This window comes from Variovorax sp. PvP013, from assembly GCF_050435945.1.
Lineage (GTDB): Bacteria > Pseudomonadota > Gammaproteobacteria > Burkholderiales > Burkholderiaceae_C > Variovorax.
The window spans coordinates 1-24,321 of sequence record NZ_JBNDLF010000008.1 but is presented as its reverse complement, the minus strand read 5'-3'; the positions used below and the strand labels follow the sequence as shown (position 1 = coordinate 24,321).

The 24,321-nt window shown below is 70.8% G+C and carries 21 protein-coding genes and 1 pseudogene; 16 read left to right on the top strand and 6 right to left on the bottom strand.

Going from position 1 to position 24,321, the window contains the following annotated elements; all coding sequences use genetic code 11:
• Positions 1–27: 27 nt before the first annotated feature.
• From ABID77_RS17975 to ABID77_RS17955, 5 genes are all read left to right on the top strand, one after another.
• Positions 28–1,041: a LysR family transcriptional regulator gene (locus ABID77_RS17975; protein WP_429598674.1), complete on the top strand. Its 1,014-nt coding sequence runs from the start codon at positions 28–30 to the stop codon at positions 1,039–1,041.
• A gap of 143 nt (positions 1,042–1,184) precedes the next feature.
• Complete coding sequence (locus tag ABID77_RS17970; protein ID WP_429598672.1) at positions 1,185–2,756, top strand: AMP-binding protein; 1,572 nt, start codon at positions 1,185–1,187, stop codon at positions 2,754–2,756.
• A gap of 11 nt (positions 2,757–2,767) precedes the next feature.
• Positions 2,768–3,991 carry an acyl-CoA dehydrogenase family protein gene (locus ABID77_RS17965; protein WP_429598670.1) on the top strand — a complete coding sequence of 408 codons (1,224 nt, stop codon included), beginning with the start codon at positions 2,768–2,770 and terminating at the stop codon, positions 3,989–3,991.
• Between the two features lie 43 nt (positions 3,992–4,034).
• Positions 4,035–5,021 carry a Bug family tripartite tricarboxylate transporter substrate binding protein gene (locus ABID77_RS17960; protein ID WP_429598668.1) on the top strand — a complete coding sequence of 329 codons (987 nt, stop codon included), beginning with the start codon at positions 4,035–4,037 and terminating at the stop codon, positions 5,019–5,021.
• 44 nt (positions 5,022–5,065) lie between these two features.
• Positions 5,066–7,054: an alkyl/aryl-sulfatase gene (locus tag ABID77_RS17955; protein WP_429598666.1), complete on the top strand. Its 1,989-nt coding sequence runs from the start codon at positions 5,066–5,068 to the stop codon at positions 7,052–7,054.
• A gap of 43 nt (positions 7,055–7,097) precedes the next feature.
• On the opposite strand, the gene ABID77_RS17950 is transcribed toward ABID77_RS17955, so the two are convergent.
• Complete coding sequence (locus ABID77_RS17950; RefSeq protein ID WP_429598664.1) at positions 7,098–8,003, bottom strand: LysR family transcriptional regulator; 906 nt, start codon at positions 8,001–8,003, stop codon at positions 7,098–7,100.
• Positions 8,004–8,127: 124 nt separating this feature from the next.
• On the opposite strand from ABID77_RS17950, the gene ABID77_RS17945 reads away from it, so the two are divergent.
• From ABID77_RS17945 to ABID77_RS17925, 5 genes are read left to right on the top strand one after another with little or no spacing between them, the layout of a single operon-like run.
• The gene (locus ABID77_RS17945; RefSeq protein ID WP_429598662.1) at positions 8,128–9,147 is read left to right on the top strand and encodes a hydroxymethylglutaryl-CoA lyase; all 1,020 of its coding nucleotides are present in this window, start codon (positions 8,128–8,130) and stop codon (positions 9,145–9,147) included.
• Between the two features lie 14 nt (positions 9,148–9,161).
• On the top strand, positions 9,162–10,403 hold the full coding sequence (locus ABID77_RS17940; protein WP_429598660.1) for a CaiB/BaiF CoA transferase family protein: 1,242 nt from the start codon (positions 9,162–9,164) through the stop codon (positions 10,401–10,403).
• Between the two features lie 47 nt (positions 10,404–10,450).
• Positions 10,451–11,455, top strand: coding sequence for a tripartite tricarboxylate transporter substrate binding protein (locus tag ABID77_RS17935; RefSeq protein WP_429598658.1), 1,005 nt, complete (start codon positions 10,451–10,453; stop codon positions 11,453–11,455).
• A gap of 60 nt (positions 11,456–11,515) precedes the next feature.
• Entirely contained in the window at positions 11,516–13,594 is a 2,079-nt protein-coding gene (locus tag ABID77_RS17930) for an aconitase family protein (protein WP_429598656.1), read from the top strand.
• Entirely contained in the window at positions 13,591–14,268 is a 678-nt protein-coding gene (locus ABID77_RS17925) for a glutathione S-transferase family protein (protein WP_429598654.1), read from the top strand. Before ABID77_RS17930 ends, ABID77_RS17925 begins: the two co-directional genes overlap by 4 nt.
• 13 nt (positions 14,269–14,281) lie before the next feature.
• Here ABID77_RS17925 and ABID77_RS17920 read toward each other — a convergent pair.
• Positions 14,282–15,058, bottom strand: a pseudogene (locus ABID77_RS17920) (protein-glutamine glutaminase family protein); the annotation flags it as partial.
• 353 nt (positions 15,059–15,411) lie between these two features.
• Here ABID77_RS17920 and ABID77_RS17915 point away from each other — a divergent pair.
• Entirely contained in the window at positions 15,412–16,689 is a 1,278-nt protein-coding gene (locus ABID77_RS17915) for an extracellular catalytic domain type 2 short-chain-length polyhydroxyalkanoate depolymerase (protein WP_429598652.1), read from the top strand.
• A 379-nt stretch (positions 16,690–17,068) separates the two neighbouring features.
• Here the strand turns inward: ABID77_RS17915 and ABID77_RS17910 are convergent, their stop codons facing one another.
• Entirely contained in the window at positions 17,069–18,007 is a 939-nt protein-coding gene (locus tag ABID77_RS17910) for a LysR family transcriptional regulator (RefSeq protein ID WP_429598650.1), read from the bottom strand.
• Positions 18,008–18,109: 102 nt separating this feature from the next.
• Between ABID77_RS17910 and ABID77_RS17905 the strand changes: the two genes are divergently transcribed.
• From ABID77_RS17905 to ABID77_RS17890, 4 genes are read left to right on the top strand one after another with little or no spacing between them, the layout of a single operon-like run.
• A complete protein-coding gene (locus ABID77_RS17905) occupies positions 18,110–19,090 on the top strand; it encodes a tripartite tricarboxylate transporter substrate binding protein (RefSeq protein ID WP_429598648.1) in 981 nt (326 codons plus the stop codon).
• A gap of 25 nt (positions 19,091–19,115) precedes the next feature.
• A complete protein-coding gene (locus tag ABID77_RS17900) occupies positions 19,116–20,111 on the top strand; it encodes a Bug family tripartite tricarboxylate transporter substrate binding protein (protein WP_429598646.1) in 996 nt (331 codons plus the stop codon).
• Between the two features lie 25 nt (positions 20,112–20,136).
• Complete coding sequence (locus ABID77_RS17895; protein WP_429598644.1) at positions 20,137–21,216, top strand: isocitrate/isopropylmalate dehydrogenase family protein; 1,080 nt, start codon at positions 20,137–20,139, stop codon at positions 21,214–21,216.
• Positions 21,203–22,084: an amidohydrolase family protein gene (locus tag ABID77_RS17890; protein WP_429598642.1), complete on the top strand. Its 882-nt coding sequence runs from the start codon at positions 21,203–21,205 to the stop codon at positions 22,082–22,084. The genes ABID77_RS17895 and ABID77_RS17890 overlap by 14 nt, the downstream gene beginning before the upstream one ends.
• Positions 22,085–22,409: 325 nt before the next feature.
• Here the strand turns inward: ABID77_RS17890 and ABID77_RS17885 are convergent, their stop codons facing one another.
• Both ABID77_RS17885 and ABID77_RS17880 read right to left on the bottom strand, forming a co-directional pair.
• Positions 22,410–23,306 carry an SDR family oxidoreductase gene (locus ABID77_RS17885; RefSeq protein WP_429598640.1) on the bottom strand — a complete coding sequence of 299 codons (897 nt, stop codon included), beginning with the start codon at positions 23,304–23,306 and terminating at the stop codon, positions 22,410–22,412.
• An 89-nt stretch (positions 23,307–23,395) separates the two neighbouring features.
• A complete protein-coding gene (locus ABID77_RS17880) occupies positions 23,396–23,707 on the bottom strand; it encodes an H-NS family nucleoid-associated regulatory protein (protein ID WP_429598638.1) in 312 nt (103 codons plus the stop codon).
• A gap of 194 nt (positions 23,708–23,901) precedes the next feature.
• Between ABID77_RS17880 and ABID77_RS17875 the strand changes: the two genes are divergently transcribed.
• Positions 23,902–24,102, top strand: a complete 201-nt coding sequence (locus tag ABID77_RS17875; RefSeq protein ID WP_429598636.1) for a hypothetical protein — start codon at positions 23,902–23,904, stop codon at positions 24,100–24,102.
• Here ABID77_RS17875 and ABID77_RS17870 read toward each other — a convergent pair.
• Positions 24,089–24,321, bottom strand: a 233-nt coding sequence (locus tag ABID77_RS17870; RefSeq protein WP_429598634.1) for a hypothetical protein, incomplete at its 5' end; no start/stop codon positions are given. The genes ABID77_RS17875 and ABID77_RS17870 overlap by 14 nt on opposite strands.

Below are 24,321 nucleotides of genomic sequence, written 5' to 3'. Positions count from 1 at the left end.
GTCACGCCCCAACAGCCCGTTGCTCCCATGGAATTGCGCTCGCTACGCTACTTCGTCGCCGTGCTGGAAGCCGGCAGTCTCTCGCGCGCGGCGGGTTCGCTCTACGTCGCGCAGCCGGCCCTGACGGCACAGATCAAGAAGCTCGAGGACGAACTGGGCACGCAGCTGCTCGAGCGCTCGCACACGGGCGTCACGCCGACCGCGGCGGGCCAGCAGTTCTATCAAGACGCGCGCCGGCTCCTGTCCGATGCCGGCGCGATGTGCGAACGCATCCAGCGCGCCCCGAAGGGCCCCGAAGGTTCGGTCACCCTGGCCCTGCCCTTTCTCATCGCGTCCCTGCTGATGGGTCCGGTCCTCGCGCGCCTGAAGGCGACGTGCCCGGGCATCCGCGTCTTCGTCCTCGACGACCTGAGCCTGATGGTGAAGAAAACCATGCGCGATCGGCGTGCCGACATCGGCATCCTGGTCGACACCGACGACGTGAGCGGCCTCGACGTGAAACCTTTCGTGCGCGAGGCGATGCATGTCTGTGGCCGCGACGCCGACGGTGCGGTGACTTCCCGCACGCGACGGCCATCGCGTGCGGGCGCACGGCCGGAACTGCCGTTCGCCATCGCCGCCCGTCTGCCGCTCGTGCTGCAGTCCCGCCGCTTCAGCATCCGCGCGCGCATCGAGCAGACGGCCGCCAGCGCCGGGATCGAACTCAACATCGCCCACGAACACGACTCGGCGCGCGTGATCCGGTCGCTCTCCCACGCGGGTGCGGGTTTCACCTTCACGCCGGCCTGCGCGCTCGGCGACGGTCCCCCCGACGACGGCCGGGGACGCTGGCTCGTCGCTCGCGTGGTGCAGCCGGAAATCATGCGTGACTACTTCCTGGCGACGCTCTCGGCGCGCACGCCCGACGCGGCCACGCGCGCGGTGCTCGACGTTCTCGTCGACGAGACGCGGACCATGATCGAGACGGGCCGCTGGCAGGCCGAGTTCCTGCTGGAGGGTCGAGGGACGGCGGGGACGACGGCGAAGGCGAAGCGTCCGTAGCGCCGGATCTCCAGGCGGGGAACGGCCATCAATGCGATTGATGGCTCGACATCACCAAACGGTATTTGTTGCGGGGAAGCGATTGCCACGACAGTGGCTCCATGCGTGCGACGACACGCACATCCCTTCCAGGAGACACGCTCTTGACTTCCACCGCTTTCGAAGTCGCCAACGTCGGCGAACTCGCATCCCGCGCCGCGCGGCTGCACGCGGGACGCGTGGCGATCGCCATCGACGCCCGCACCGTCACCTACGCCCAGCTCGACCAGCGCGCCAACCGGCTGGCCAACGCGCTGCTCGGCCTGGGCCTGCGACGTGGCGACCGCGTGGGCGTCTACCTGCCCAACCGCGTCGAGATCGTCGAGCTGGAACTGGCCTGCTACAAGGCCGGCCTGGTGAAGGCACCGATGAACGCGCGGCTCGCGCCGGTCGAAGTAGCCGAGGTCATCGAGAACAGCCAGGCGCGCTGGGTCCTGACCACGTCGCAGCGCGCCGAGAGCTTCCTGCCTCATCTCCAGGGTGCCACGCCGGGTCTGCTGCTGCTCGACGCCGCCGACGGTGCCGCGACGTCCTACGAAAGTCTGCTCGCGCGTGCCAGCGATCGCTTCGCCCCCGTGCGCGTGCGGGCCGACGAACTGGCCGTGCTGCACTACACCTCGGGCTCGAGCGGCGTGCTGAAAGCCGCGATGCAGACCTTCGGCAACCGCCTCGCCCAGTTGCGCAAGTTCATGATGCGCTCCGACGGCCTGCGCGCGGGCGATCTGCTGGGCCTCGTCGGCCCCATCACCCACGCCTCGGGCATGCAGCTGGTGCCGGCCTTGTGCGCCGGCGCGACCATCCGCCTGTTCGCGGGCTTCGAGCCCGGTCGTTTCGTCGAGGAAATGCGGCGCGAACGGGTGACGCACACCTTCATGGTGCCGACCATGATCAACATGGTGTTGAACGAGGTGCAGGGCCGGTACCGCCCGCTCCCCGACCTCCAGCGCCTGGGCTACGGCGCGGCGCCCATGGCCCCGGCGCGCATCCTGCAGGCGATGGACGTGTTCGGCCCCGTGCTGTCCCAGGGCTACGGCGCTGGCGAGACCACCTCGGGCGTCTGCGGGCTCACGGTGGAGGATCACCTCTTCGCGCGCGCGGCCAGGCCCGAGCGGCTGGCCTCCTGCGGACGGCCGTACCTCGAGTCGGACGTCGCGGTGGTCGACGACGAAGGACGGTGCGTGGAAGCGGGAGAGATCGGCGAGATCGTCGTCGGCGGACCCGACGTGTTCGCGGGCTACTGGCGGGCGCCGGAACTCACGGCCGAGGTCTTGAAGGACGGCCGATATCACACCGGCGATCTCGCGCGCGTCGACGACGACGGCTACATCTACATCGTGGACCGCAAGAAGGACATGGTCATCAGCGGCGGCTTCAACGTCTACCCCTCGGAGGTCGAGGCCGTGCTCTACCAGCACGGTGCGGTCGACGAAGCCTGCGTGTTCGCCGTGCCCGACGACAAGTGGGGGGAAGCCGTGGCCGCGCAGATCGTGGTGAAGGCGGGCGCCCGTGCCGACGCCGCCGCGCTCGACGCCTTCTGCGCCGAGCGGCTGGCGGGCTTCAAGCGCCCGCGCCGCATCGAGTTCGTCGCTTCGCTCGCGAAGAACGCCAACGGCAAGGTCGCCCGCAAGGCGATCCAGTCGCCGTACTGGGCCGGTCGCGACAGGCGTGTGAACTGAGGCGCACGGCCATGACCCATCCCACTCAAGACACCCGCGGGCTGCGCGTGCCGCTGTTCGACGGTCACCGGTTCGAAGGTTCCGAACGCGCGGCCGAGCTCATCGCGCGCATCGACGACTTCCTGCATGGCGAACTGGCCGCCCTGGCCCAGGAGGAAGGCATCGACCACGAAGGCGGCGCGAGCAAGGCCACGCTGCAGCGCGTCTGGCGCCGCTCGCACGAACTGGGTTTCTACGGCATGACGCTGCCCACGCAGATGGGCGGCCTGGGCCTGTCGATGCTCGATCACGTGCTCGTCAAGGAATCGATCTACGCGAGCGGCTCTCCCTTCGCGCCGCACGTCTTCGGCGAGCTCAGCGGCCCGCCCCGCGTGGGGGCGCTGGTGCGCCACGCGACACCCGCGCAACTGGCGGCTTTCATCCTGCCGGTCGCGCAGGCCGAACGCTCGATCTGCTTCGCCCTCACGGAAGCGGAAGCGGGCTCCGATCCCGGTTCGCTGCGCACGCGGGCGGTGCGGGAGGGCGACACCTATGTGCTCGACGGCTGCAAGCGCTTCATCTCGGGCTCGCCGTTCGCGGACTTCGCGGTGCTGATGGCCTCGACGTCGGACGACCCGGCGTGGCGCGAGATCACCGCCTTCTTCGTCGACCTCCACGCGCCCGGCGTGGAAGTGCAATGCAACTACAAGACCATGGCCGGCCAGTCCAGCACGGGCGACATCGTGCTGCGGGACTGCCGCGTGCCGGTCGCCAACCGGATCGGCGAGCCGGGGCGCGGCCTGGCCCTGGCGCTGGGGCGCATCACGGTCAATCGGCTGCTGCATTGCCCGGCGATGGTCGGGCTGGCGACCGTGGCGTTGAAGGATGCGAGGGACTACGCCAGGTCGCGCCGGCAGTTCGGCCGCGCCATCGGGCAGTTCCAGGCCATCCAGCACTCGCTGGCCGACATGGCCACGCAACTCGCCGCGGCCCGCGCGCTGATGATCTCGACCGCGCGCCAGATCGACGCGGGCGGCGATCCGCGCGCGGAGTCCTCCATGAGCAAGCTGTTCTGTTCGGAGGCCGCCTTCCGCATCGCGGACGCCGCCGTGCAGATCCACGGGGGCGAGGGCATCGTGCAGGGACGGCGCGTGGAGTTCCTGTTCCGCATGCTGCGCATGTACCGCGTCCTCACCGGAACGAGCGAGATCCAGAAGAACATCGTGGCGCGCGAACTGCTCGGCGACCTGGGCTGAACCTCGCTCGGCGCCAGACGAGAAACAGATCCCGGAGACAGACATGACACCGAACCTCCCCCGTCGCGGCCTGTGCCGGGCGCTCGCCGCCGCGCCCCTCGCGGCGCTCGCCTGCGCCGCCCGCAGCGCCGAACCCTGGCCCACGCGCCCCATCAAGTGGGTCGTTCCCTACCTCGCCGGCACCGCGCCGGATCACGCGGCGCGTGTCCTGGCGGAAGCCGTGGCGCCGACGCTGGGCCAGCCGGTGATCATCGAGAACCGCGGTGGCGCGGCGGGCAACATCGGCGCCCGGCTGGTGGCGCGCGCCGCGCCGGACGGTCACACGTGGATCTACTCCGCCGGGCCCATGGCCGCGAACATGGTCATGTACCAGAACCCCGGCTACGACGCATTGAAGGACTTCCGCCACGTCATGCGGCTGACCAATTCCGACGTGCTGCTCGTCGTCGACGCCTCCTCGGGCATCCGCAGCGTGGCGGACCTGATCGACAAGGCGCGCGCCGGCCGCGGTCAGCTCGACTACGCCTCGGGCGGCGTCGGGACGCCCTCGCACCTGGCCGTGGAGCTGTTCCTCAGATCGGCGGGCATCCAGGCGACGCACGTGCCCTACAAGGGCGCCTCGGAACTGGTGAATGCCGTGCTGGGCAAGCAGGTGACCTTCGGCATGCCCATCTTCTCGGTCGCCTATCCCCAGGTGAAGGCGGACAGGCTCAGCGCGCTGGCCGTGGCCGGTCGCAAGCGCAATGCGGCGCTGCCCGACGTCATGACCTTGAGCGAGCAGAACGTGAGCGGCGTCGAACTGTCGTCGTGGGGCGGGCTCTCGCTGCCCGCCGGCGCCCCCGACCCGGTCGTCGCACGAATCCGCGCTGCGTTCGCGCAGGCGCTCGGGCAGCCCGAGGTGGTGCGCGCCCTGACGGACCTCGGCAGCGAGGTCAGCCCGTCGACCCCCGAGGGCTACGTCGAGCTCTTCAGGAACGAGATCGACCTGACCCGGCGGATGATGGCCACGGCGCAGCTCACGGCGCTGTAGTCCGTCGCTCGAATCCGTTCCCGCCGTCCGACGGAGTTCCGCTCATGCGCCAGGGTCATACATTCGCCGCGCTGTGCATCGCCACGACCTGCGCGCTCGCCACGCACGGGGTCGCGGCACAGGCCAAACCCTCCGAGCCCTCGACGCTGCGAGCCCATGCCGCGCTGGCGAAGACACTGCCTTTCGCGGACCGGCAGGATTTCGAGGACGCGATGCGGGGCTTCGTCGACACCGTGCCCGATGCCACCGTGCGGACCGCGGACGGCAGGCGGTCCGTGTGGAGCATGAAGCCCTACGAATTCCTCGGGAGCGACCGGCCCGCCGACACCGTCAACCCCAGCCTGTGGCGACAGGCGCAGCTCAACGCGATCCACGGCCTGTTCCGGGTCGGCGAGCGCATCTACCAGGTGCGCGGCTTCGACCTCGCCAACATGACCATCGTCGAGGGCGACGACACGCTCATCGTCATCGACCCCCTGCTGACGACCGAGACGGCGCGCGCCGCCCTCGCCCTGTACCACGCGCACCGCCCGCGCAAGCCGGTGGGCACGGTCATCTACACGCACGGTCACGTCGACCACTTCGGCGGCGTGCGCGACGTGATCGACGAGGACGACGCGAGGGCCGGCAAGGTGCAGGTCATCGCGCCGGCGGGCTTCATGGAAACCGCCGTGGCCGAGAACATCCTCGCGGGCAACGCGATGAACCGGCGTGCCCAGTACCAGTTCGGCACCTACCTGCCACCGGGCACCACGGGCCAGGTCGACACGGGACTGGGCAAGGCGCTCGCGCGCGGGACGGTCTCGCTCATCGCACCGACCTCGAGCGTCGTCGAGCGCGTCGAGCAGCGCGACATCGACGGTGTGCGCTTCGAGTTCAGGCTGGTGCCGGGTTCGGAGGCACCGGCGGAGATGCTCGTCTACCTGCCGCAATTCCGCGTGCTCAACATGGCCGAGGACATCACGCACACCATGCACAACCTCTACACCCTGCGGGGGGCCGAGGTGCGCGACGGCAACCTGTGGTCGAAGTACATCGACGAAGCGCGCGTGGCCTACGGCGAGCGCACCGACATCCTCATCGCGCAGCATCACTGGCCCGTCGCCGGCAACGCCCGCGTGGTGTCGCTCATGAAGCAGCAGCGCGACATGTACAAGTTCATCCACGACCAGTCGCTGCGCCTGCTCAACCGGGGCCATACCGCCGACGAGATCGCCGAGACGCTGCGCATGCCCGCCAGCCTCGACCACGTCTGGTCCGCGCGCGGCTACTACGGCACGCTGCGCCACAACGCGAAGGCGGTCTACCAGAAATACCTGGGCTGGTACGACGCCAATCCGGCGAACCTCGACCCGCTGCCACCGGTCGAATCGGCCCGCAAGACCGTGGCGTACATGGGGGGCGCCGACGCCGTCCTCGCCCGCGCGCGCGAGGATTTCGGAAACGGCGAATACCGCTGGGTCGCGAGCGTGATGAACGACGTCGTCCACGCCGATCCATCGAACCGCGCCGCGCGCGAACTGGGCGCGGACGCCCTCGAGCAGTTGGGCTATCAGGCCGAGGCCGGGACGTGGCGCAATGCCTACCTCGTCGGCGCGATGGAACTGCGCGACGGGGTCCCGAAGAACCCGGCCGCCGGCGGCGCCAACGTCGACATGCTCAAGGCCGTCGGCAACGACCTCTTCTTCGACTTCCTGGGCGTGCGGCTCGATGCCGCGAAGGCCGAAGGCAAGCATCTGGTCATCAACTGGGTCTTCACCGACTCCCGGGATCAGGTCGTTCTCACGCTGGAAAATTCGGCGCTCACGCACGTGGCGGGCCGACAGGCCGATGCGGACGCGACGGTCAGGGTCAGCCGCGCGGTGCTCGATGCCATCACGCTCGAGCAGACCAGTGTCCAGGCCGCCCTGCTCGCGGGCGACCTGGAAATCGAAGGCGATCGCGGCAAGCTCGCCGAACTCATGGGCATGCTCGACAGCTTCCGACCCACCTTCCCTGTCGTCGAACCTCGGGTGCCGGTCGGCAACCGGTGACAGCGCGTTGCCATCGCAAGGCCTCGAGCGGTGCCGAAAGCCATCAGGGGCCACTCGATCGGCTCGACAGGTGCTCGAGCAGCGATCGCGCGGCCGACGACAGCGCGGTCGGGTCCTTGAAACACACCACGAACTGCCGCCGCGCCCAGGCGTCGGCCAGCGGGACGACGCGCAGCCCCACGGCGCTCGCGTAGACGTCCGCGACCTCGACCGGCACCACCGCCATGGCGAGGTCGGCCTGCACCACGCGCAGCGCGGCGTCGAAGTTCGACACCGTGGCGCGGCTCTGGATCTGCAGGCCCTGCCCGGCCGCCACGCGCCGCAGCAGGATCTGCAGGATGGTGGTGGCCGGCAGGCCCACCTGCTGGTGCGCGAGCGTCTGCGCGTAGTGCAGGCGCTCGTGGCCGGCGAGCGGGTGCGCCGGGTGCATCACCATGGCCAGCCGGTCGGTGCGGTAGGGCCGCGTCGCCAGGCCCTGGGTGTCGACGGCGTCCCAGCACAGTCCCAGCGAGGCGGTGCCTTCGAGCACGCCGCGCACCACGTGCGGACTGATGTGGTCCTCCATGGTGACCTGGATGTCGCCGTGCGCCGGCTGCCGCAGGAAATCGGCGACGTCGTGCGCCAGCGACTCCTCCAGCACCGACGACGTGCACAGCACCCGCACCAGCCCCCGCGCGCCGCCCGCGTAGCCCGCCATGTCGCGCCCGATGCGGTCGACCCCGGCGAGCACGGCGCGGGCGTGCTCGAGCAGGGTCGCGCCGGCGGGCGTGGGCACCACGCCGCGCCGGCGGCGCACCAGCAGCGGCGTGCCCAGGCCGGCCTCCAGCTGCGCCAGGCGCTTGCTGATCGCCGAGCCGACGATGTGGGCCTGTTCCGCCGCGCGGCTCAGGCTGCCGGTCTCGCACACGGCGACGAACAGGCGCAGGGTGGTCAGGTCGAGGTCTCTCATGGAGCGGGCGTCCGTTCGTGCCGGTGGGGCGCGTGATGTTCCGATCGGGAATCCTGCATGTTCCCAGATTGCGTCGCTTCGCGGCCCGGAATTCCTACGATGTCCGCACAAGGAGACAGACACGATGAACGACGACGTTTCGACGCCCGGGCGGCCGGGTCGCGAGCCCCACGCCTTCCTGCCGCCGCGCGCGGTGATCCGCGAGGTCGGCCTGCGCGACGGCCTGCAGAGCATCCCGGTCGTGCTGCCCACGGCCACCAAGATCGAATGGCTGCGCGCCGCGCACGCGGCGGGGCAGCGCGAGATCGAGGTCGGCTCCTTCGTGCCGGCACGCCTGATGCCGCAGCTCGCCGACACGGCCGAGCTGCTGGCCTTCGCCAGGACGCTGCCGGGCGTCTTCGCCTCGGTGCTGGTGCCCAACCTCCGGGGCGCCGAACGCGCCATCGAGGGCGGGGCCGACCTGATGATGGTGCCCCTGTCGGCCAGCCACGCCCACAGCCTGGCCAACCTGCGCAGGACGCCCGACGAGGTGGTCGCCGAGGTCGCGAAGATGCGCGCGGCGCGCGACGCGGCCGGGTCGAGGACGTTGATCGACGGCGGCGTCGGCACCGCCTTCGGCTGCACGCTCCAGGGCGAGGTGGGGACCAACGAGGTGCTGCGCCTGATGCAGGCCCTGCTCGACGCCGGCGCCGACCGCGTGAGCCTGGCCGACACGGTGGGCTACGCCGATCCGGCGATGGTGCGGCGCCTGTTCGAGCGGGCGATCCGCATCGCCGGCGACCGCGTCTGGTGCGGCCACTTCCACGACACGCGCGGCATGGGCCTGGCCAACGTGTATGCCGCGCTGGAGGTCGGCGTCACGCGCTTCGACGCCTGCCTGGGCGGCATCGGCGGCTGCCCGCACGCCCCCGGCGCCAGCGGCAACGTCGGCACCGAGGACGTCGCCTTCATGCTGGAGAGCATGGGTGTCGCCACCGGCATCGACCTGCCGGCACTGCTGGACCTGCGCGCCCGCCTGGCCGGCTGGCTCGCCGGCCAGACGCTGCAGGGCACGCTGTGGCGCGCCGGCTTCCCCAAGACCTTCGTGCCGGCCACGCCCGCGGCCGCCGTCGCGGCGCCGGGGACCGCCGCCGCCAGCGCATGAACGCCGTCGAACCCATGACCGCTCCCGACACCCTCCCCCGCCCCGACGCCGCCGCGTCGGAACCCTCCCACCGCCCGCTGCCGCTGGCCGGCATCCGCGTGGTCGAGTTCACCCACATGGTGATGGGGCCGACCTGCGGCATGGTGCTGGCCGACCTGGGCGCCGACGTGGTGAAGGTCGAGCCCATCGAGGGCGACCGCACGCGCGGCCTGCTGGGCGCCGGCGCCGGCTTCTTCCCGATGTTCAACCGCAACAAGAAGAGCATCGCGCTCGACCTGAAGACGCCCGAGGGCCTGGAGATCGCGCTGCGCCTGTGCGTGGACGCCGACGTGGTGGCGCAGAACTTCAAGCCCGGCGTGATGGAGCGCTTCGGGCTCGACCACGCGACGCTGTCGAAGCTCAACCCGGGCCTGATCCACGTCGACCACGCCGGCTTCCTGCCCGGCCCCTACGAGCACCGCACCGCGCTCGACGAGGTGGTGCAGATGATGGGCGGGCTGGCCTACATGACCGGCCGGCCGGGCGATCCGCTGCGCGCGGGCAGCAGCGTCAACGACATCATGGGCGGCATGTTCGGCGCCATCGGCGCGCTGGCCGCGCTGATGCAGCGGCGCGAGACCGGGCGCGGCCAGCGCGTGCGCTCGGCGCTGTTCGAGAACAACGTCTTCCTGGTCGGCCAGCACATGCTGCAGTACGCCATCACCGGCGAGGCGGCCGCGCCGATGCCCGAGCGCATCTCGGCCTGGGCGCTCTACGACGTCTTCACCGTGAAGGACGGCGAGCAGATCTTCCTGGCCGCCGTCAGCGACGCGCAGTGGAAGACCTTCTGCGAGGCGCTGGGCTTCGCCGACCTGCTGGCCGATCCGGCGCTGGCGACCAACAACCTGCGCGTGCGCAGCCGGCCGTCGATGCTGGCCGACCTGCGGGTGCGACTGGCCGACCACGACGCCGCCGAACTGTCGGCGATCTTCGAGCGCCACGGCCTGCCGTTCGCGCCCATCGTCCGGCCCGAGGACCTCTACGACGACCCGCACCTGCGGGCCACCGGCGGCCTCGCCGAGATCCGCCTGCCCGACGGCGAGCGCGCCGGACAGACCGCGCGCACCGCCCTCTTCCCGCTGTCGATGGACGGCGAACGGCTGGGCGTGCGGCTCGATCCGCCGACCCTCGGGGAACATACCGACGAACTGCTGGCCGAACTGGGCTACGGTCCGGACGACGTCGCCGATCTGCGCGGGCGGCGCGTGCTGGCCTGAGCCAGGCAACAAAGAAACAACGAGACAACGAGACAAAGAGACGACCCATGACGATCCAGACCTTCGACAGGCCACGCGCGGGCCTCGTCCGCCGCGACGTCCTCGGCCTCGCCGCGGCCCTGGCGCTCGGCGCGTCCACCGCCCGGGCGCAGGGCGGCGGCGACCGGCCGGTGCGCTTCATCCTGCCGGTGAGCGCCGGCTCGGGCGTCGACACCATCGTGCGGGCCGCGTCGCAGGCCCTGGGCGTCGCCTTGAAGCATCCGGTGGTGATCGAGAACCAGCCCGGCGCCGGAGGCATCACCGGCACGACCGCGCTGGTCAAGTCGCCGCCGGACGGCTTCACCCTGGGCGTGGTGTCCAACAACCACGTGATCTTCCCGAGCGTCTACCGGAGCCTGCCTTTCGACCCCATCGCCGACGTCACGCCCATCACCGTGCTGGGCAGCACGCCGCTGGCGCTGGTCGTCAACCCGCGCAAGCTGCCCGTGAAGTCGGTGCGCGAGCTGGTGGCATCGCTCAAGGCCGCGCCCGGCAAGTACAACTACGGCTCCTCGGGCAACGGCACCATCCTGCACCTGGCCGCCGCGATGTTCGTCGACGAGGCCGGCGTGCAGGTGCAGCACGTGCCCTACAAGGGCTCGGCGCCGCTGATCGCCGACCTGATCGGCGGCCAGGTCGACCTGGCGATGATCGCCGTGCCGGCCATCCAGGCGCACCTGAAGAGCCAGGCCATGGTGGCCGTGGGCGTCGGCGGCGCGACGCGCACCCCGAGCCTGCCCGACGTACCGACCATCGCCGAGCAGGGCCTGCCCGGCTGCGTGGTGGAGGGCTGGTTCGGCGTCGTCGGACCGGCCCGGATGGCCGCGGCCGACGTGCGCCGCGTCCACGACGCCTTCGTCGCGGCGATGGCCAACCCCGAGGTGCGCGAGGCCATGCTCAAGCAGGGCAACGTCATCGCGCCGACCACGCCGGAGGCCGCCGCCGCGTTCTTCCGCAGCGAGAAGGACAAGTACGAGAAGATCGTCCGGAGCGCGGGCGTGACCGTGACCTGAGCGCCCCCCCGCCCCGCGCGGGCGCCGGGCCGCACGCGCACGAACCCGAAGGACCACCCCATGCCGACACCGATGCCGGACCCGTCGGGCGCCGAAGCCATCCGCTTCGACGCACGCCTCCTGTTCCTGAGCAGCGCCCGGTCGCAGGTCGAGCGCTGCCTGCGGGGCGAGCGGCTCGACCTCGCCGAGGCGCTGCCGTTGCGCGACGACATCTCGACCGACGAGATCACGCCGCTGCCCATCCTGACGCACTACGACGACCAGCTCGGGCGCTACCCGTACACCGGCTTCCAGGCCGACGGAGGGTTCCCGATCGCCACCGACGCCATCCGGCGCGCCGGCATCGAGGTGGTGGTCGCCGGCAGGCGCTATGGCAAGGGGTCCTCGCGCGAGCACAGCCCGACGGCCGAGAAGGCCGCCGGCGTGCGGCTGGTCGTCGCCGAGAGCTTCGAGCGCCTGTACCGCCAGAACGCCGACAACATCGGCCTGTTCACTTCCACCGACTTCGGCCTGATCCCGCGCATCCGGGCCGGCGAGGCGATCCCGGTCGAGGACCTGGTGGCCGGCCGCGACGCCCTGGCCGCGGCGATCCTGAAGTGCGGCGGGCTGCTGCGCTTCGGCCAGCGCTTCATGCGCGACATCGCGCGGCCGGACGACGTCATGGACGCGCGCCCCCGCACGCTGTTCGAGAAGATCGTGGCGCGCCATGCGCTGGCGACCGGACTCACCGACGCGCATCCGGCGCCCGGCGCCGGCGCCTTCGTGCGCGCCGACCTGCGCTTCATCCACGAGTACTACACGGGCATGGCGGCGCACCTGCTGCACGCGACCTTCGGCCGGCCGCTCCACCTGCACGATCCCGGCTCCATCGTCGTCTTCGAGGACCACACCTCGTACGTGGCCGAGAGCCCGGCCCACGTGCGCGGCGGCCTGGTGCCCAACGTGCACCGGATGGTCGAGGCCCAGCGCGACTTCGCCACCGCCCATGGCCTGCGCACCCACCGCACGCTGACGGAGGACGAGGCGGCGCTCGACGACGGCGCCAACGTCGCGGGCATCTCGCATGCCATGGTGGCGGAGCACTACGCCCTGCCCGGCCAGCTGGTGGTGGGCACCGATTCGCACACCACGCACAGCGGCGCGCTCGGCTGCGTGGCCTTCGGCGTCGGCACGACCGACATGGCCAACGCCTTCGTCACGGGCGCCGTCCGGCTGACCGTGCCCGAGTCGCTGCGGATCGTGCTGGCGGGCACGCCGGCGCCCGGCGTCACGGCCAAGGACGTCGTGCTGCACCTGCTGGCGCTGCCGTTCGTCCGCGCGGGCGGCGGCGTGGGCAAGGTCTTCGAGTTCACGGGCGACGCGGTCTCGGGCATGGACATCGACGAGCGCGCCACCCTGACCAACATGACCGCCGAGCTCGGCGGCTTCACCGGCATCGTCGCGCCCGACGCGCGGACGGAGCGCTTCCTGCGCGAGCGCCGCGGCGTCGACTTCGCCGTGGCGCCGTGGATGCGCAGCGACCCCGGGGCCGTCTACGCCCGGACGATCCACGTCGACTGCGCGCAGGTGCCGCCCATGGTCGCGGCGCCCGGGGACCCGGGCAACGGCCTGCCCCTCGCGGACGTGGCCGGGCCGGTGCGCATCGACATCGCCTACGGCGGCTCCTGCACGGCCGGCAAGCGCGAGGACTTCGACCACTACCACGCGGTGCTGAAGTGGGCCGCCGACCGGGGCCTGCGGGTCGCGCCGGGCGTCGCGCTCTACCTCCAGTTCGGGACCACGGCGGTGCGCGACCACTGCGTCGCGGCCGGCTACCTGGAGGCCTTCGAGCGCGTCGGCGCGCGCATCCTGCAGCCCTCCTGCGGCGCCTGCGGCAACTGCGGCCCCGGCGGCTCGCTGAGCGCCGACCAGGTCACCGTGAGCGCGATCAACCGCAACTTCCCCGGCCGCGGCGGACCCGGGCAGGTCTGGCTGGCGAGTCCGCTCACCGTGGCGGCCAGCGCCATCGCCGGCGAGCTGCTGTCCTTCGACGAACTGCGGGCGCGCCACGCCCGGGCACCGGCGACGGACGACCGGCCGGGTCCGGCGCCACGCACCGATGCCACCCACTCCCGCGACGACGCGGCGCCGACCCCATGATCGTCCTCCACCACTGCGTCAGCGCCCGCTCCTTCCGGCCCCTGTGGACCCTGGAAGAGCTGGGCGTGCCGTACGAACTGCGGATGCTGCCGTTCCCGCCCCGGGCGCTGGCGCGCTCCTACCTGGCGCTCAACCCGCTGGGCACCGTGCCCCTGCTGGAGGACGGCGACACGCGCATGACCGAGTCGGCCGCGATGTGCCAGTACCTCCCGGAGCGCTGCGATCCGGAGAACGCCCGGGGCCTGTCGGTGCGGCCGCGCGAGGCCGATTACGGCGCCTACCTGAACTGGCTCCATCACGGCGAGGCGACGCTGACCTTCCCGCAGACCATCGTGCTGCGCTACGGCCATTTCGAGCCCGACGCGCGCCGGCTGCCGCAGGCGGCCGACGACTACGCGAAGTGGTTCCTGTCCCGGCTGCGCGGCATCGAGGCCGTGCTGACGGATCACGAGTTCCTGTGCGCCGGCCGCTTCACGGGCGCCGACATCTCCGTGGCCTATGCGCTGATGCTGGGCGAACACCTGGGATTGCTGGCGCGATTCCCGCGCGCCGTCCAGGACTACTGGGCACGCCTGCAGCGGCGCGATGGCTTCCGCCGGGCCCTGGCCGTGCAGCGAGCCGAGGCGCTGGCGCAGGGCGTGTCGCCGGTGCCCGCGCCCGATGCACGGCCGTAGCCCGCGACACGGGCCCGGGGAAAAGCGACGGGTCGATCACATAGGTTTCGCTGCGCCCACCGCCCACATCGACCAGCAGCGTCGGTGCCACATGCCAGCCCCAGCGCACTTCGCGGCGCGGGTTGTTTCGCGTGGCCACGCGCAAACTGCCGTAGATCCAGATCTTGTCGGCGATCACGCCTTCGGCGGCCATCAGCCGGTGCATCTCGTGGGCGCGACCCCAACAGCCGTCGTCGGGGTAGCCGAAGGTGATCCACGATGCAGCGGCGCCAGCTGGGCAACACACTTTGGAGTTCATCAACTCGAAGAGTCGCTGCGCCTGTGCCAATGGCACGATCGCGGTCGCGACCGGACCTTCCTGCCCGCTCCCGGGTGCAGCGGCGGGCGCGGCAGCCGGGGCGATGTCCGCATCGCCTGCCGGCAATGCACTCACCTCGAATATCTCGTGATCGACCGGCGTCTCGGTCACCGCGACGCGTGTCTTCTTCGCCAGCGCGTCTTTCAACGCTGCGAGCAGGCGGGCGTAGTCGGGTTGACTCTTGCGCAGGTAATGCTTGGCATGCGAGATCTGCAGTTCGACTTCCACGCCATCGACGATGTTGGTGATCGCGATCACCTGCACCACGTGCGGTTGAAGAACCCGGGTGACATGGCCATTCACCGGGTCGAGTTCGACATACGTCGGGGCGCCGTTCCGCTGCAACGACGTGAGCACCTGGAGCCAGGCGTTGCCTTGCGGCGTGGCGGTGTCGACCACGTCCACCGGACCGTGTCGAAAGGCGATGTGCATCAACGTGGTCGAGGGGGCTGCAGCCGGTAGCGCACCGGTGCTGCCCGAAGCGGCAGCGACTGGAGCAGCGGCCACGCTGTCCACGAAATCGATGAGTGCATTCGCAGGTGACATGGGGATCTCCTGGGGAGTCTGCGCCTGGCAGCGGAAACCGAGTCAGTGATGGTTGGGCATGCAGTGGCGCTCGCGCCATGCGAATTCGAAGCAATTGCCCATTCGGGCCGGCTCGGGGCAAGGCCCCCCGATCAAGCGCACCCATGGCATCGCTCGTGATGTCTCGATGCACATCGGCAATTTGCCGGGGCGCCGTGACGGCGGTGCGATGACGTGAAGCGCGTGCCGCATCGCAAGACTTGCTCGACGGCCTGATCGCCATGCGCTCGCACCGGCCGCCCCGGTGCGAGGAGCAGTCCTCCTCAGCATTGATGACGTTTGCGGCGCCGCAAGGTTGGATGGACCTCATCGACTGGCCGCTCGGGCGACAAACTTGTACGCATCGCGCACGCCGCAACAGCGGAGACCGCATGAACATGCCGCTGTCCGAACGAGGTTCCTGGATCTGGCGCATCGCCGGTGTGCTGGCATGGTGCGGCGGCAGCTTTGCCGCCGCGCCATTGCCCCCGCTCGGTGTCGAGCCGAAAGTCACGGTCTCCGGACTCTCGTCCGGTGGCTACATGGCAGTGCAGTTCGCTGTCGCGTTCTCGGCCAGCGTCGAGGGGGTCGGCGTGCTCGCGGGCGGCCCGTTCGATTGCGCGCAGGGCAGCCTGCAGGAGGCCACCACCCGTTGCTCCTGCGTTTTGCCGCCGTCGTGCAGCACGCCGACCCCGTCGGTGCTCGCCGTTCAAAGTGCCCTGCGGGCCAGCGGCAAGGCCGCGGTCGAGCAGATCGATCCGCTCGACAACCTGAAGGCTCAACGCGTGTGGCTGTTCTCCGGCGGCAAGGACAAGACCGTGCCGGCTGCCAACGTCGACGCGATCGGACTTTTCTATGTGGCGCACATGAAGCTGCCGCGTTCACGTCTGCGCCACCGCCGAATCGCGGCCTCCGGCCATGGGATGCCGGTGGTTCCAAAACCGGCCGGTGCGACCGCTTGCGGCGCATCGGCGTACCCTTTTCTCACCGACTGTCCGCTCGACGCGGCGGGCGATCTGCTCGAGTGGCTGTATCCGGACACGGTCTCGAGCGAGCAGGCTGGCGCGGGACGACTCCTCGAGTTCGATCAGCGGCCCTACCTCGCAGGACTGGGCTACACCGGACTGGGCGACACCGGCTATGTCTACGTGCCCACCCCCTGCGACGCCGTCGGCGCGCGCTGTCGCCTGCACGTCGCGTTCCATGGCTGCCGGCAGGCGCGGGACTCCGGCGATGGGCATGGGGGCGTGGTCGGCGACCTGTTCGCGCGGGACGCCGGCTACAACCGCTGGGCCGCCGGCAGCCGCATCGTCGTGCTCTATCCGCAGGTGCGGCCGATCGACACCGGCACGCCGCTGATCCCCTACCTGAACAATCCGCGGGCCTGTTGGGACTTCTGGGGCTACACGCAGCCGATCCCTTTCATCAGCCGGCAGGTCACGAACATGGCACCGCAGATGCGCGCGGTGCGCGCGATGGTTGCCGCGCTGCAACGCTAGCTCGGACGGCGACCGCCCGATCCGATGGCGGGCCCAGAGCCTTCGTCGGAACTGGCCGGCCACGCTTCCCAGCGAGGTGCCGGGTCTGTCGCCGGCACGGGCCTGGGAGACAGTGCCCCGGAAGCGACCGAGGAGCGCCCCCACACGCCCAAGACCGCCTTCGTCTCGCGCCCGCAGTCCCATGTCGCCTCGAGCGGCAGGACCGTCGATGCGGCGAGGTGCGTTCCGGCCACCCCTCGGGCGGCCCGATCCGTCGGCGCTGCAGCCGAGAAGACCGAAGATGGCGGGATCGTGACCCAGGCCGTCATGAACCGCGGCGCGCGCCGTCCGATCGACGCTGCCTTCGCGGGCGCGCCGACCCGCCGGCGAAGCGATGCGGTCAATCCGCCCGCCCTGCCTTCGATCGGACCGTACCCGACGCACGGTCGTCCGGCCGATGCGCCGCGACCAGCGCGTCGTGAAACGCCTGCACGGCGGCACCGGCCGGACGTCCGCGTCGGCGCACGATGCCGACGCTGCGTGCGAGCGCGGGCTCGACCAGCGGCACGCCGACCAGGGACGAGCCGGCGCCCCCGGCCAGCGCCAGCCCGGGCACGGCGCCGATCCCGACACCGGCCTCGATCAGGCTGAGTTGCGCCGGCACGTGCTGGACTTCGCAGGTCCAGCGCGGTTTCGCCGGCACGTGCGCCAGGCCCTGATCCATCAGGAGCCGGTTGCCGCTGCCCGGCGCCAGCACGACGCAGTCGTGCTCGGCCAACTCGGCCCAGCGCACCCGGCGCCGGTGCGCGAGCGGATGGTCGGTCCGGCAGGCCAGCACGAACGGTTCGTCGACGAGTCGCTCGAATTCCAGGTCGGGTTCCTGCGCTCCCAGGTACGTGATGCCGAAGTCCGCCTCCGACCGGGCCACCGACAGCAGGATGTCGGGCGCGGACTGGTCGAGCAGCCGCACCCGGATGCTCGGGAAGCGGCGATGGAAATCGCGCGCCACGCCCGCGACGAAGTTGCCCACCGCCGAGGGGATGCACGCCACGGTCACCAGACCGTGGATGCGCTCGGACAGGTCCACCATGCCCAGCAGGGCCGCCTCCAGCTCGCCCAGCACGTGGCGAGCGCGCGGCAGGAAGGCCCGCCCCATGGCGTTGAGTTCGACCTTGCGCGTGGTGCGCTCGAACAGCCTGAATCCCAGCGCCTGCTCGAGCTTGTCGACGCGCCGCGAGAGCGCGGGCTGCGACAGGTGCAGGGCCTCGGCGGCGGCGCGGAAGCTGCCGAGGTCGGCGACGGAGACGAAGGCACGCAGGTCGGAGAGATCGAAATTCATGTGCGAAGCGTATCAATCGACAGCTTCTTTGCAATTTACAGCGCCCCACTGCCGATCGATCATCCGCTGCATCGACCCGCGACAGGAACCGACGGAGACACCATGACCCTTTTCCACCGCCACCGCCACCGGCGCGTGCTGCTGGCCGCGCTCGCCGCCCTGCCCCTGACATCGATCGCGCAGGCGCCCTGGCCGGCGCGGCCCATCACGCTGGTCGTGCCGTTCGCTGCCGGCGGCGGCACCGACAGCATCGCCCGCGACATCGCCAAGACCCTGGCCGACCGCCTCGGCCAGCCCGTGATCGTCGACAACCGGGGCGGCGCGGGCGGCGCCATCGGCGCCAACCTGGTGGCCAAGGCGCCGGGCGACGGCCACACGCTGCTGTTCGCCACCTCGACCTTCGCGACCAACGCCGCCATCGAACCGAAGCTGCCTTTCGATCCGGTGAAGGACTTCGTCCCGGTCGCCATGATCGGCCGCGGCCCGCTGCTGGTGGTGGCGAACAAGGCGCTGGGCGTGTCGACCGTCGCCCAGTTGGTCGCCGCGGCGAAGGCCAGGCCCGAGGGGCTGAACTACTGCTCGGCCGGCAACGGCAGCATCAACCACCTGGCCGGCGAGATGTTCCGCCAGAGGACCGGCCTCGCGATGACGCACGTGCCCTTCAAGGGGAGCGCGCCCGCGACGGTCGAGCTGCTGGCCGGACGGGTCGACCTGTTCTTCGCCACCGTGCCCACCATCCAGACGCACCTGAAGGACGGCAGGCTGAGCCTGCTGGCCGTGACCGGCGCGCGCCGCTCGCCCCTCTTTCCCGACCTGCCCACGCTGGCGGAATCGGGCGTGCCGGGCTACGAGGTGACGACCTGGTGGGGCGTGCTCGCGCCGGCCGGCACGCCGGGCGCGATCGTCGAGGCGCTCAACCGGGCGGTGAACGACGCCGCCGCCGCCGAGCCGGTGAAGGGCCGACTGCTGCACGAAGGCGCCGACCCGGTGCGCTTGGCGCCCGTCGCCTTCGGCCAGGAGTTGCGCAAGGAGCTCGCCCTGTGGCGCGACGTCGCGAACAAGCCCGGCATGCAGCTGCGTTGAACCACTCAACAGGAGCCCTTTCCCCATGACGACCTTCGAACTCGAGCGCCGCCGCTTCCTCGGCGCTTGCGCAGCCACGGCGACCATCGCGGCGGTCACCCCGATCGGCAACGCCTTCGCCGCCGCCTGGCCGGAACGCAACGTGACAGTGATCGTGCCTTACGCCCCCGGCGGCCAGGGCGACGTCTTCGCCCGCCTGGTCGGTGATCGGCTCGCCCGCTCGCTGGGGCAGCCCGTGATCGTCGACAACCGGCCCGGCGCCAGTGGCGCGCTGGGCGCCCGGCTCGTGGCCAAGGCGCCGGCCGACGGCCACACGCTGCTGCTGGGCCAGACCGGCGAGATCGCCATCAACGGCACCGCCATGAAGAACCCCGGCTACGACGCGCTCAGGGATCTGCGCGCCGTGGCCCTGGTGGGCGACGCGCCGCTGGTGCTGGCCGTGCCTTCGGCCTCGCCCTTCGCGAGTGTCGCGGACCTGGTGAAGGGCGCGCGCGACAAGCCCGGCGGCGTGGCCTACGCGTCCTCGGGCACCGCCACGCCCGGCCACCTGGCGGCCGCCGCGCTGGCCGCCGGCACGAGGACCGAGATGACCCACGTCCCCTACAAAGGTGCGGGCCAGGCCATCACCGACCTGATCGGCGGGCAGGTGCAGTTCTTCTTCGCCAGCGCGTCGTCGATCGCGCCGCACCTGCAGGGCGGGCGGGTCCGGGCGCTGGCGGTCTCGACGCCGGCGCGGCTGGCGAGCCTGCCGCAGGTGCCGCCGGTCGCCGACACCCTGCCGGGCTTCGACTTCAGCCTGTGGGGCGGCTACTTCGCCCCGCGCGCCACGCCGGACGACGTCGTCTGGCGGCTGAACGCCGAGATCAACCGGATCGTCACGGAGCCCGAGCTGAAGGCGCGCTTCGAAGCCGAAGGCAGCGCCGCGACCCCGATGACGCCGGAGCGCTTCGACCGGTTCGTGCGCGACGAGGTCGCCAAGTACGCGCGCCTGATCAAGGCCACGGGCACCATCCTTGAATGAATCCCCAACCCACAGGAACACTCCCATGAAAATCGTTGTCCTTCCCGGCGACGGCATCGGCCCCGAGAGCATGGCCGCCACGATCGAGGTGCTGGAGGCCGCGTCCGCGCGCTTCGGCCTCGACCTCGACTTCGACCACGACGTGGCCGGCCACGAGAGCCTGCGGCGGCACGGCGCGACGGTGACGCCGGCCCTGCTGGCCAAGGTCAAGGCCGCCGACGGCCTGATGCTCGGTCCCATGGCCACCTACGACTTCAAGGACGAGGCCAAGGGCGAGATCAATCCCTCCAAGTTCTTCCGCAAGGAGCTCGACCTCTACGCCAACATCCGGCCCGCGCGCACCTGGAGCGGCCTGCCGCACAAGGTCGGCGCGTTCGACCTGGTGGTGGTGCGCGAGAACACCGAGGGCTTCTACGCCGATCGCAACATCGCGTCCGGCGGCAGCGAGATGCTGATCACGCCCGACGTAGCGGTGTCGCTGCGGCGCATCACGCGGGTGTGCTGCGCTCGCATCGCCGAGTCCGCCTTCGAGCTGGCCATGACGCGACAGCGCCACGTGACCATCGTGCACAAGGCCAACGTGCTGAAGATCGGCGACGGCATGTTCATCGACGAGTGCCGGCGCGTGGCGCGGCGCTTCCCCGAGGTGCGGGTCGACGACGTCATCGTCGACGCCATGATGGCCCACGTGGTGCGCGCGCCGCAGAAATTCGACGTCGTGGTGACGACCAACATGTTCGGCGACATCCTGTCGGACCTGACGGCCGAACTCTCGGGCAGTCTGGGACTGGGCGGCTCGCTCAACGCGGGCCGCGACCACGCGATGGGCCAGGCCGCGCACGGCTCGGCGCCCGACATCGCCGGCCAGGACGTCGCCAATCCGTTCTCGCTGATCCTGTCGGCCGGCCAGCTGCTCGGCTGGCACGGCCAGCGGCGTGGCCTGCCGGCGTTCACCGCCGCGGCGCAGGCCATCGAGCACGCCGCCGCCGAGGCCATCCAGGCCGGCGAAGCGACCCGCGACGTCGGCGGCGCCCTGGGCACCGCCGCCACGGGACGGGCGTTCGCGCAACGCCTGGCAAGGGCCGGCGACCATGGCGCCGCCTGACGCGTCGGACACGCCGAGAACGCCGGAACCGGCGCTCCCCGCCGGCGCGTGCGACTGCCACGTCCACGTCATCGGCGCGCCGGAGGCCTGTCCGATGGTCGCGGACCGGCACTACACCCCGGGTCCGGCGCCCCTGGAGGCCCTGCGCAGGCACATGGCGGCCCTGGGGCTGCAGCGCGCGGTGATCGTGCAGCCGAGCGTCTACGGCACCGACGACCGCTGCATGCTCGCCGCCCTGGAACGCCTGGAAGGGACCGGTCGCGGCATCGCGGTGCCGCCGGACGACGTTTCCCCGGCCGAACTGCGCCGCATGCATGCGCGGGGCGTGCGCGGCGTGCGCATCAACCTCGAGAGTTCGGGCAGCCAGGACGTCGCCGTGCTGGAGGCGATGCTCGCGCGGTGGAGCGGCCGCATCGCGGACCTGGGATGGCACGTGCAGCTGTATGCGGCGTCGGACGTCGTCGCCGCGCTGGCCGACCGGCTCGCCGCGCTGCCGACGCGGGTCGTGCTGGATCACTTCGCGCTGATGGCGCAAGCCCCCGGCGCCGACGGCCCGGGGACGGCGATCGAGGACCTGCTGCGCACCGGCCGGGTCCTGGTGAAGCTGTCGGCGCCCTACCGTCTGACGTCGCCCGCGTCGGCCCGGGACTGGGCCCGGGCGTTCGTCGAGGCCTCGCCGACGTCGGTGCTGTGGGGCAGCGACTGGCCCCACACGGCGCGGCAGCCCGAGGCCGGGCGTCTGGGCGTCAGCGCCTATCGCCGCATCGCGCCCGGTGAACTCGCCGAGTCAGTGCAGGCCTGGCTGCCTTCGCCGGACCTGCGGCGTCTGGTGCTGGTCGACACGCCGGCGGACCTCTACGGCTTCTGAAGAAGAGTGGTGGCCACGTTCGAAACGGCGTCGGTCGCCGTCTCGCCGAATCACCTGGTCTCCGGTCCGGATCACGCACGTCGATCACGCCGACGACGCGTCGGAACCGGGTCGGTGCACGACCTTCATTCCTGCCGACGTGTCGCACGCCGCCGGGGGTGCAGCTGACCTTCAGAGCACTCGTTTGCTCAAAGTCCTACGCCGTCGTTCGCTCACCCGGTCTTTGGAAGCGGCCCCTCCCGATCTCCACGAGACTGCGTCGGCGATACCCGAATGGGAAGTCGTGCCGCCACGCCGCCGGGGAGACGGTGGGCCTTTCGATCCCTCACGGCGTGACCATGCCACCGTTCACGTTCAACGTCTCGCCCGAGACGTAGCTCGATTCCGCGGAAGCGAGGAAGACATAGGCGGGCGCGAGTTCCGCCGGCTGGCCGGAACGCTGGTAGGTGTTCTCGTCGTCGAAGGCCTTCATCTGCTCGTCGGACACACCGCCCGACACCTGCAGCGCAGTCCACACCGGCCCGGGCGCGACCACGTTGACTCGAATTCCGCGCGGAGCGAGCTGCTGCGCGAGTCCCTTCGAAAAATTGTTGATCGCCGCCTTGGTGGCCGCGTAGTCCAGACGTTCCGGCGACGGTTTGTAGGCCTCCAGCGATGCGGTGTTGATGATGCTGGCACCTGCCGACATGTGTGCCAGCGCCGCCTTGGTGATCCAGAAATTGGCGAACACGTTCGTGCGGAACGTCAGCTCGAACTGCTCGTCGGACAGATCCGCGATTCGCGCGACAGCCACCTGCTTGCCGGCGTTGTTGACGAGGATGTCGAGCCCACCGAGTACGCCGACGGCTTTCGCGACGAGCGCGCGACAGCGATCGGCGTCCGTGATGTCGGCGGCGATCGCGTGTCCCTTCCTGCCAGCCTTCTCGATGTGGCCGAGGATGTGCTCGGCATCCTCCTGCTCGGCAGGCAGATGGACGATCACGACATCGGCGCCCTCGCGCGCGAACGCGATGGCGACCGCACCGCCGATGCCGGAGTCGCCGCCCGTGATCAACGCCTTGCGGCCCGCGAGGCGTCCACTGCCGCGGTACGTCGCCTCGCCCAGATCGGGCACCGGCGTCATCCTCGCCTGAACGCCGGGCACCGGCTGATGCTGCACGGGCGGCTCCACACGGTCGTACTGCTCGACCGGATTCGTGAAGCTGTATTGGTCACGAGACATGGTGTTCCTTGCTCATCTGAAAAAAGGGTCAGGTGCATCCACAAGCACGGGGTGATCGCGATGGGCGGTCCAACGCGCATCGCGAGGCCTCAACCGACCAGCAGGTTTTCCGCCAGCGTGCCGGCACTGAGCGCTTCGGACAACCAAGCCGGTTTCGGGCCACGTCCGGTCCACGTGTTGCCGGTGGCCTGATCGACATACCTGGGGACCAGCACAGTCCTTGGCCGACCCGGGTTTTCCTTGCGGCTGACGCCGAAGATCATCGCCTCGGTGAGCTCGTAGCGCTCGATGAGCAGATTCAGTTCGGCGATGACGGCGGGCAGCTCAAACTGCCGCACCCTCTCGGCTTCTGCCGCCAATCGGGCGATCTCGGTTTTCAGTTCGGTGTAGGTTCTTCTCATCAGTGCGTGTGAATGCCGTGGCTTGCCGGTCCTGAGTCTAGTCCGCCTGTTCCTTGTATTCCGCCGCATGCTGCATGCATCCACGCTTGTTCTCCGGCTTTTCCATGTGCCTGTCTCTGCCGAACAGGCCATGCCGAAGATCCTAGACCTGAGATCGCTCGCACAATCTCGGACTCGAATTTCACCGTCCGACGGTGACTTCACCATCGCATCCGCCCTCGCCCACGCGCTCCTCCGGCGAGCGGCGATCCGTGCGGCACATCGGCCTGCACCGCTTCGCACAGTTGCGCGCGGTCGCCGAGGGCCTGGACGTGGCCGCGTGCGCCGCGCGCTACCAGACACCAAGCACGGGGCCGATCATCGGCCAGCCTCTCCCATCGCTCAGCCGCTGGTGATGACCTCGCCCGTCGCGCGGGCGAAGAGCGCACTGAGGCGATCGAACGCGATCCCGCAGCGCGCCAGCGCCTGCGCGGGTTCGACGGGCTTGAAGCCCTCCATGAGCTGCGCGATGAGCAGCAGGTCGCCCAGCCGGCCCTCGAGACGCAGGATGGCCGCCTCGATGCGCGGCCCGGTCCCCGTCTGCGCCAGCAGCTCCTCGCTGGTCTGCCGGGTGA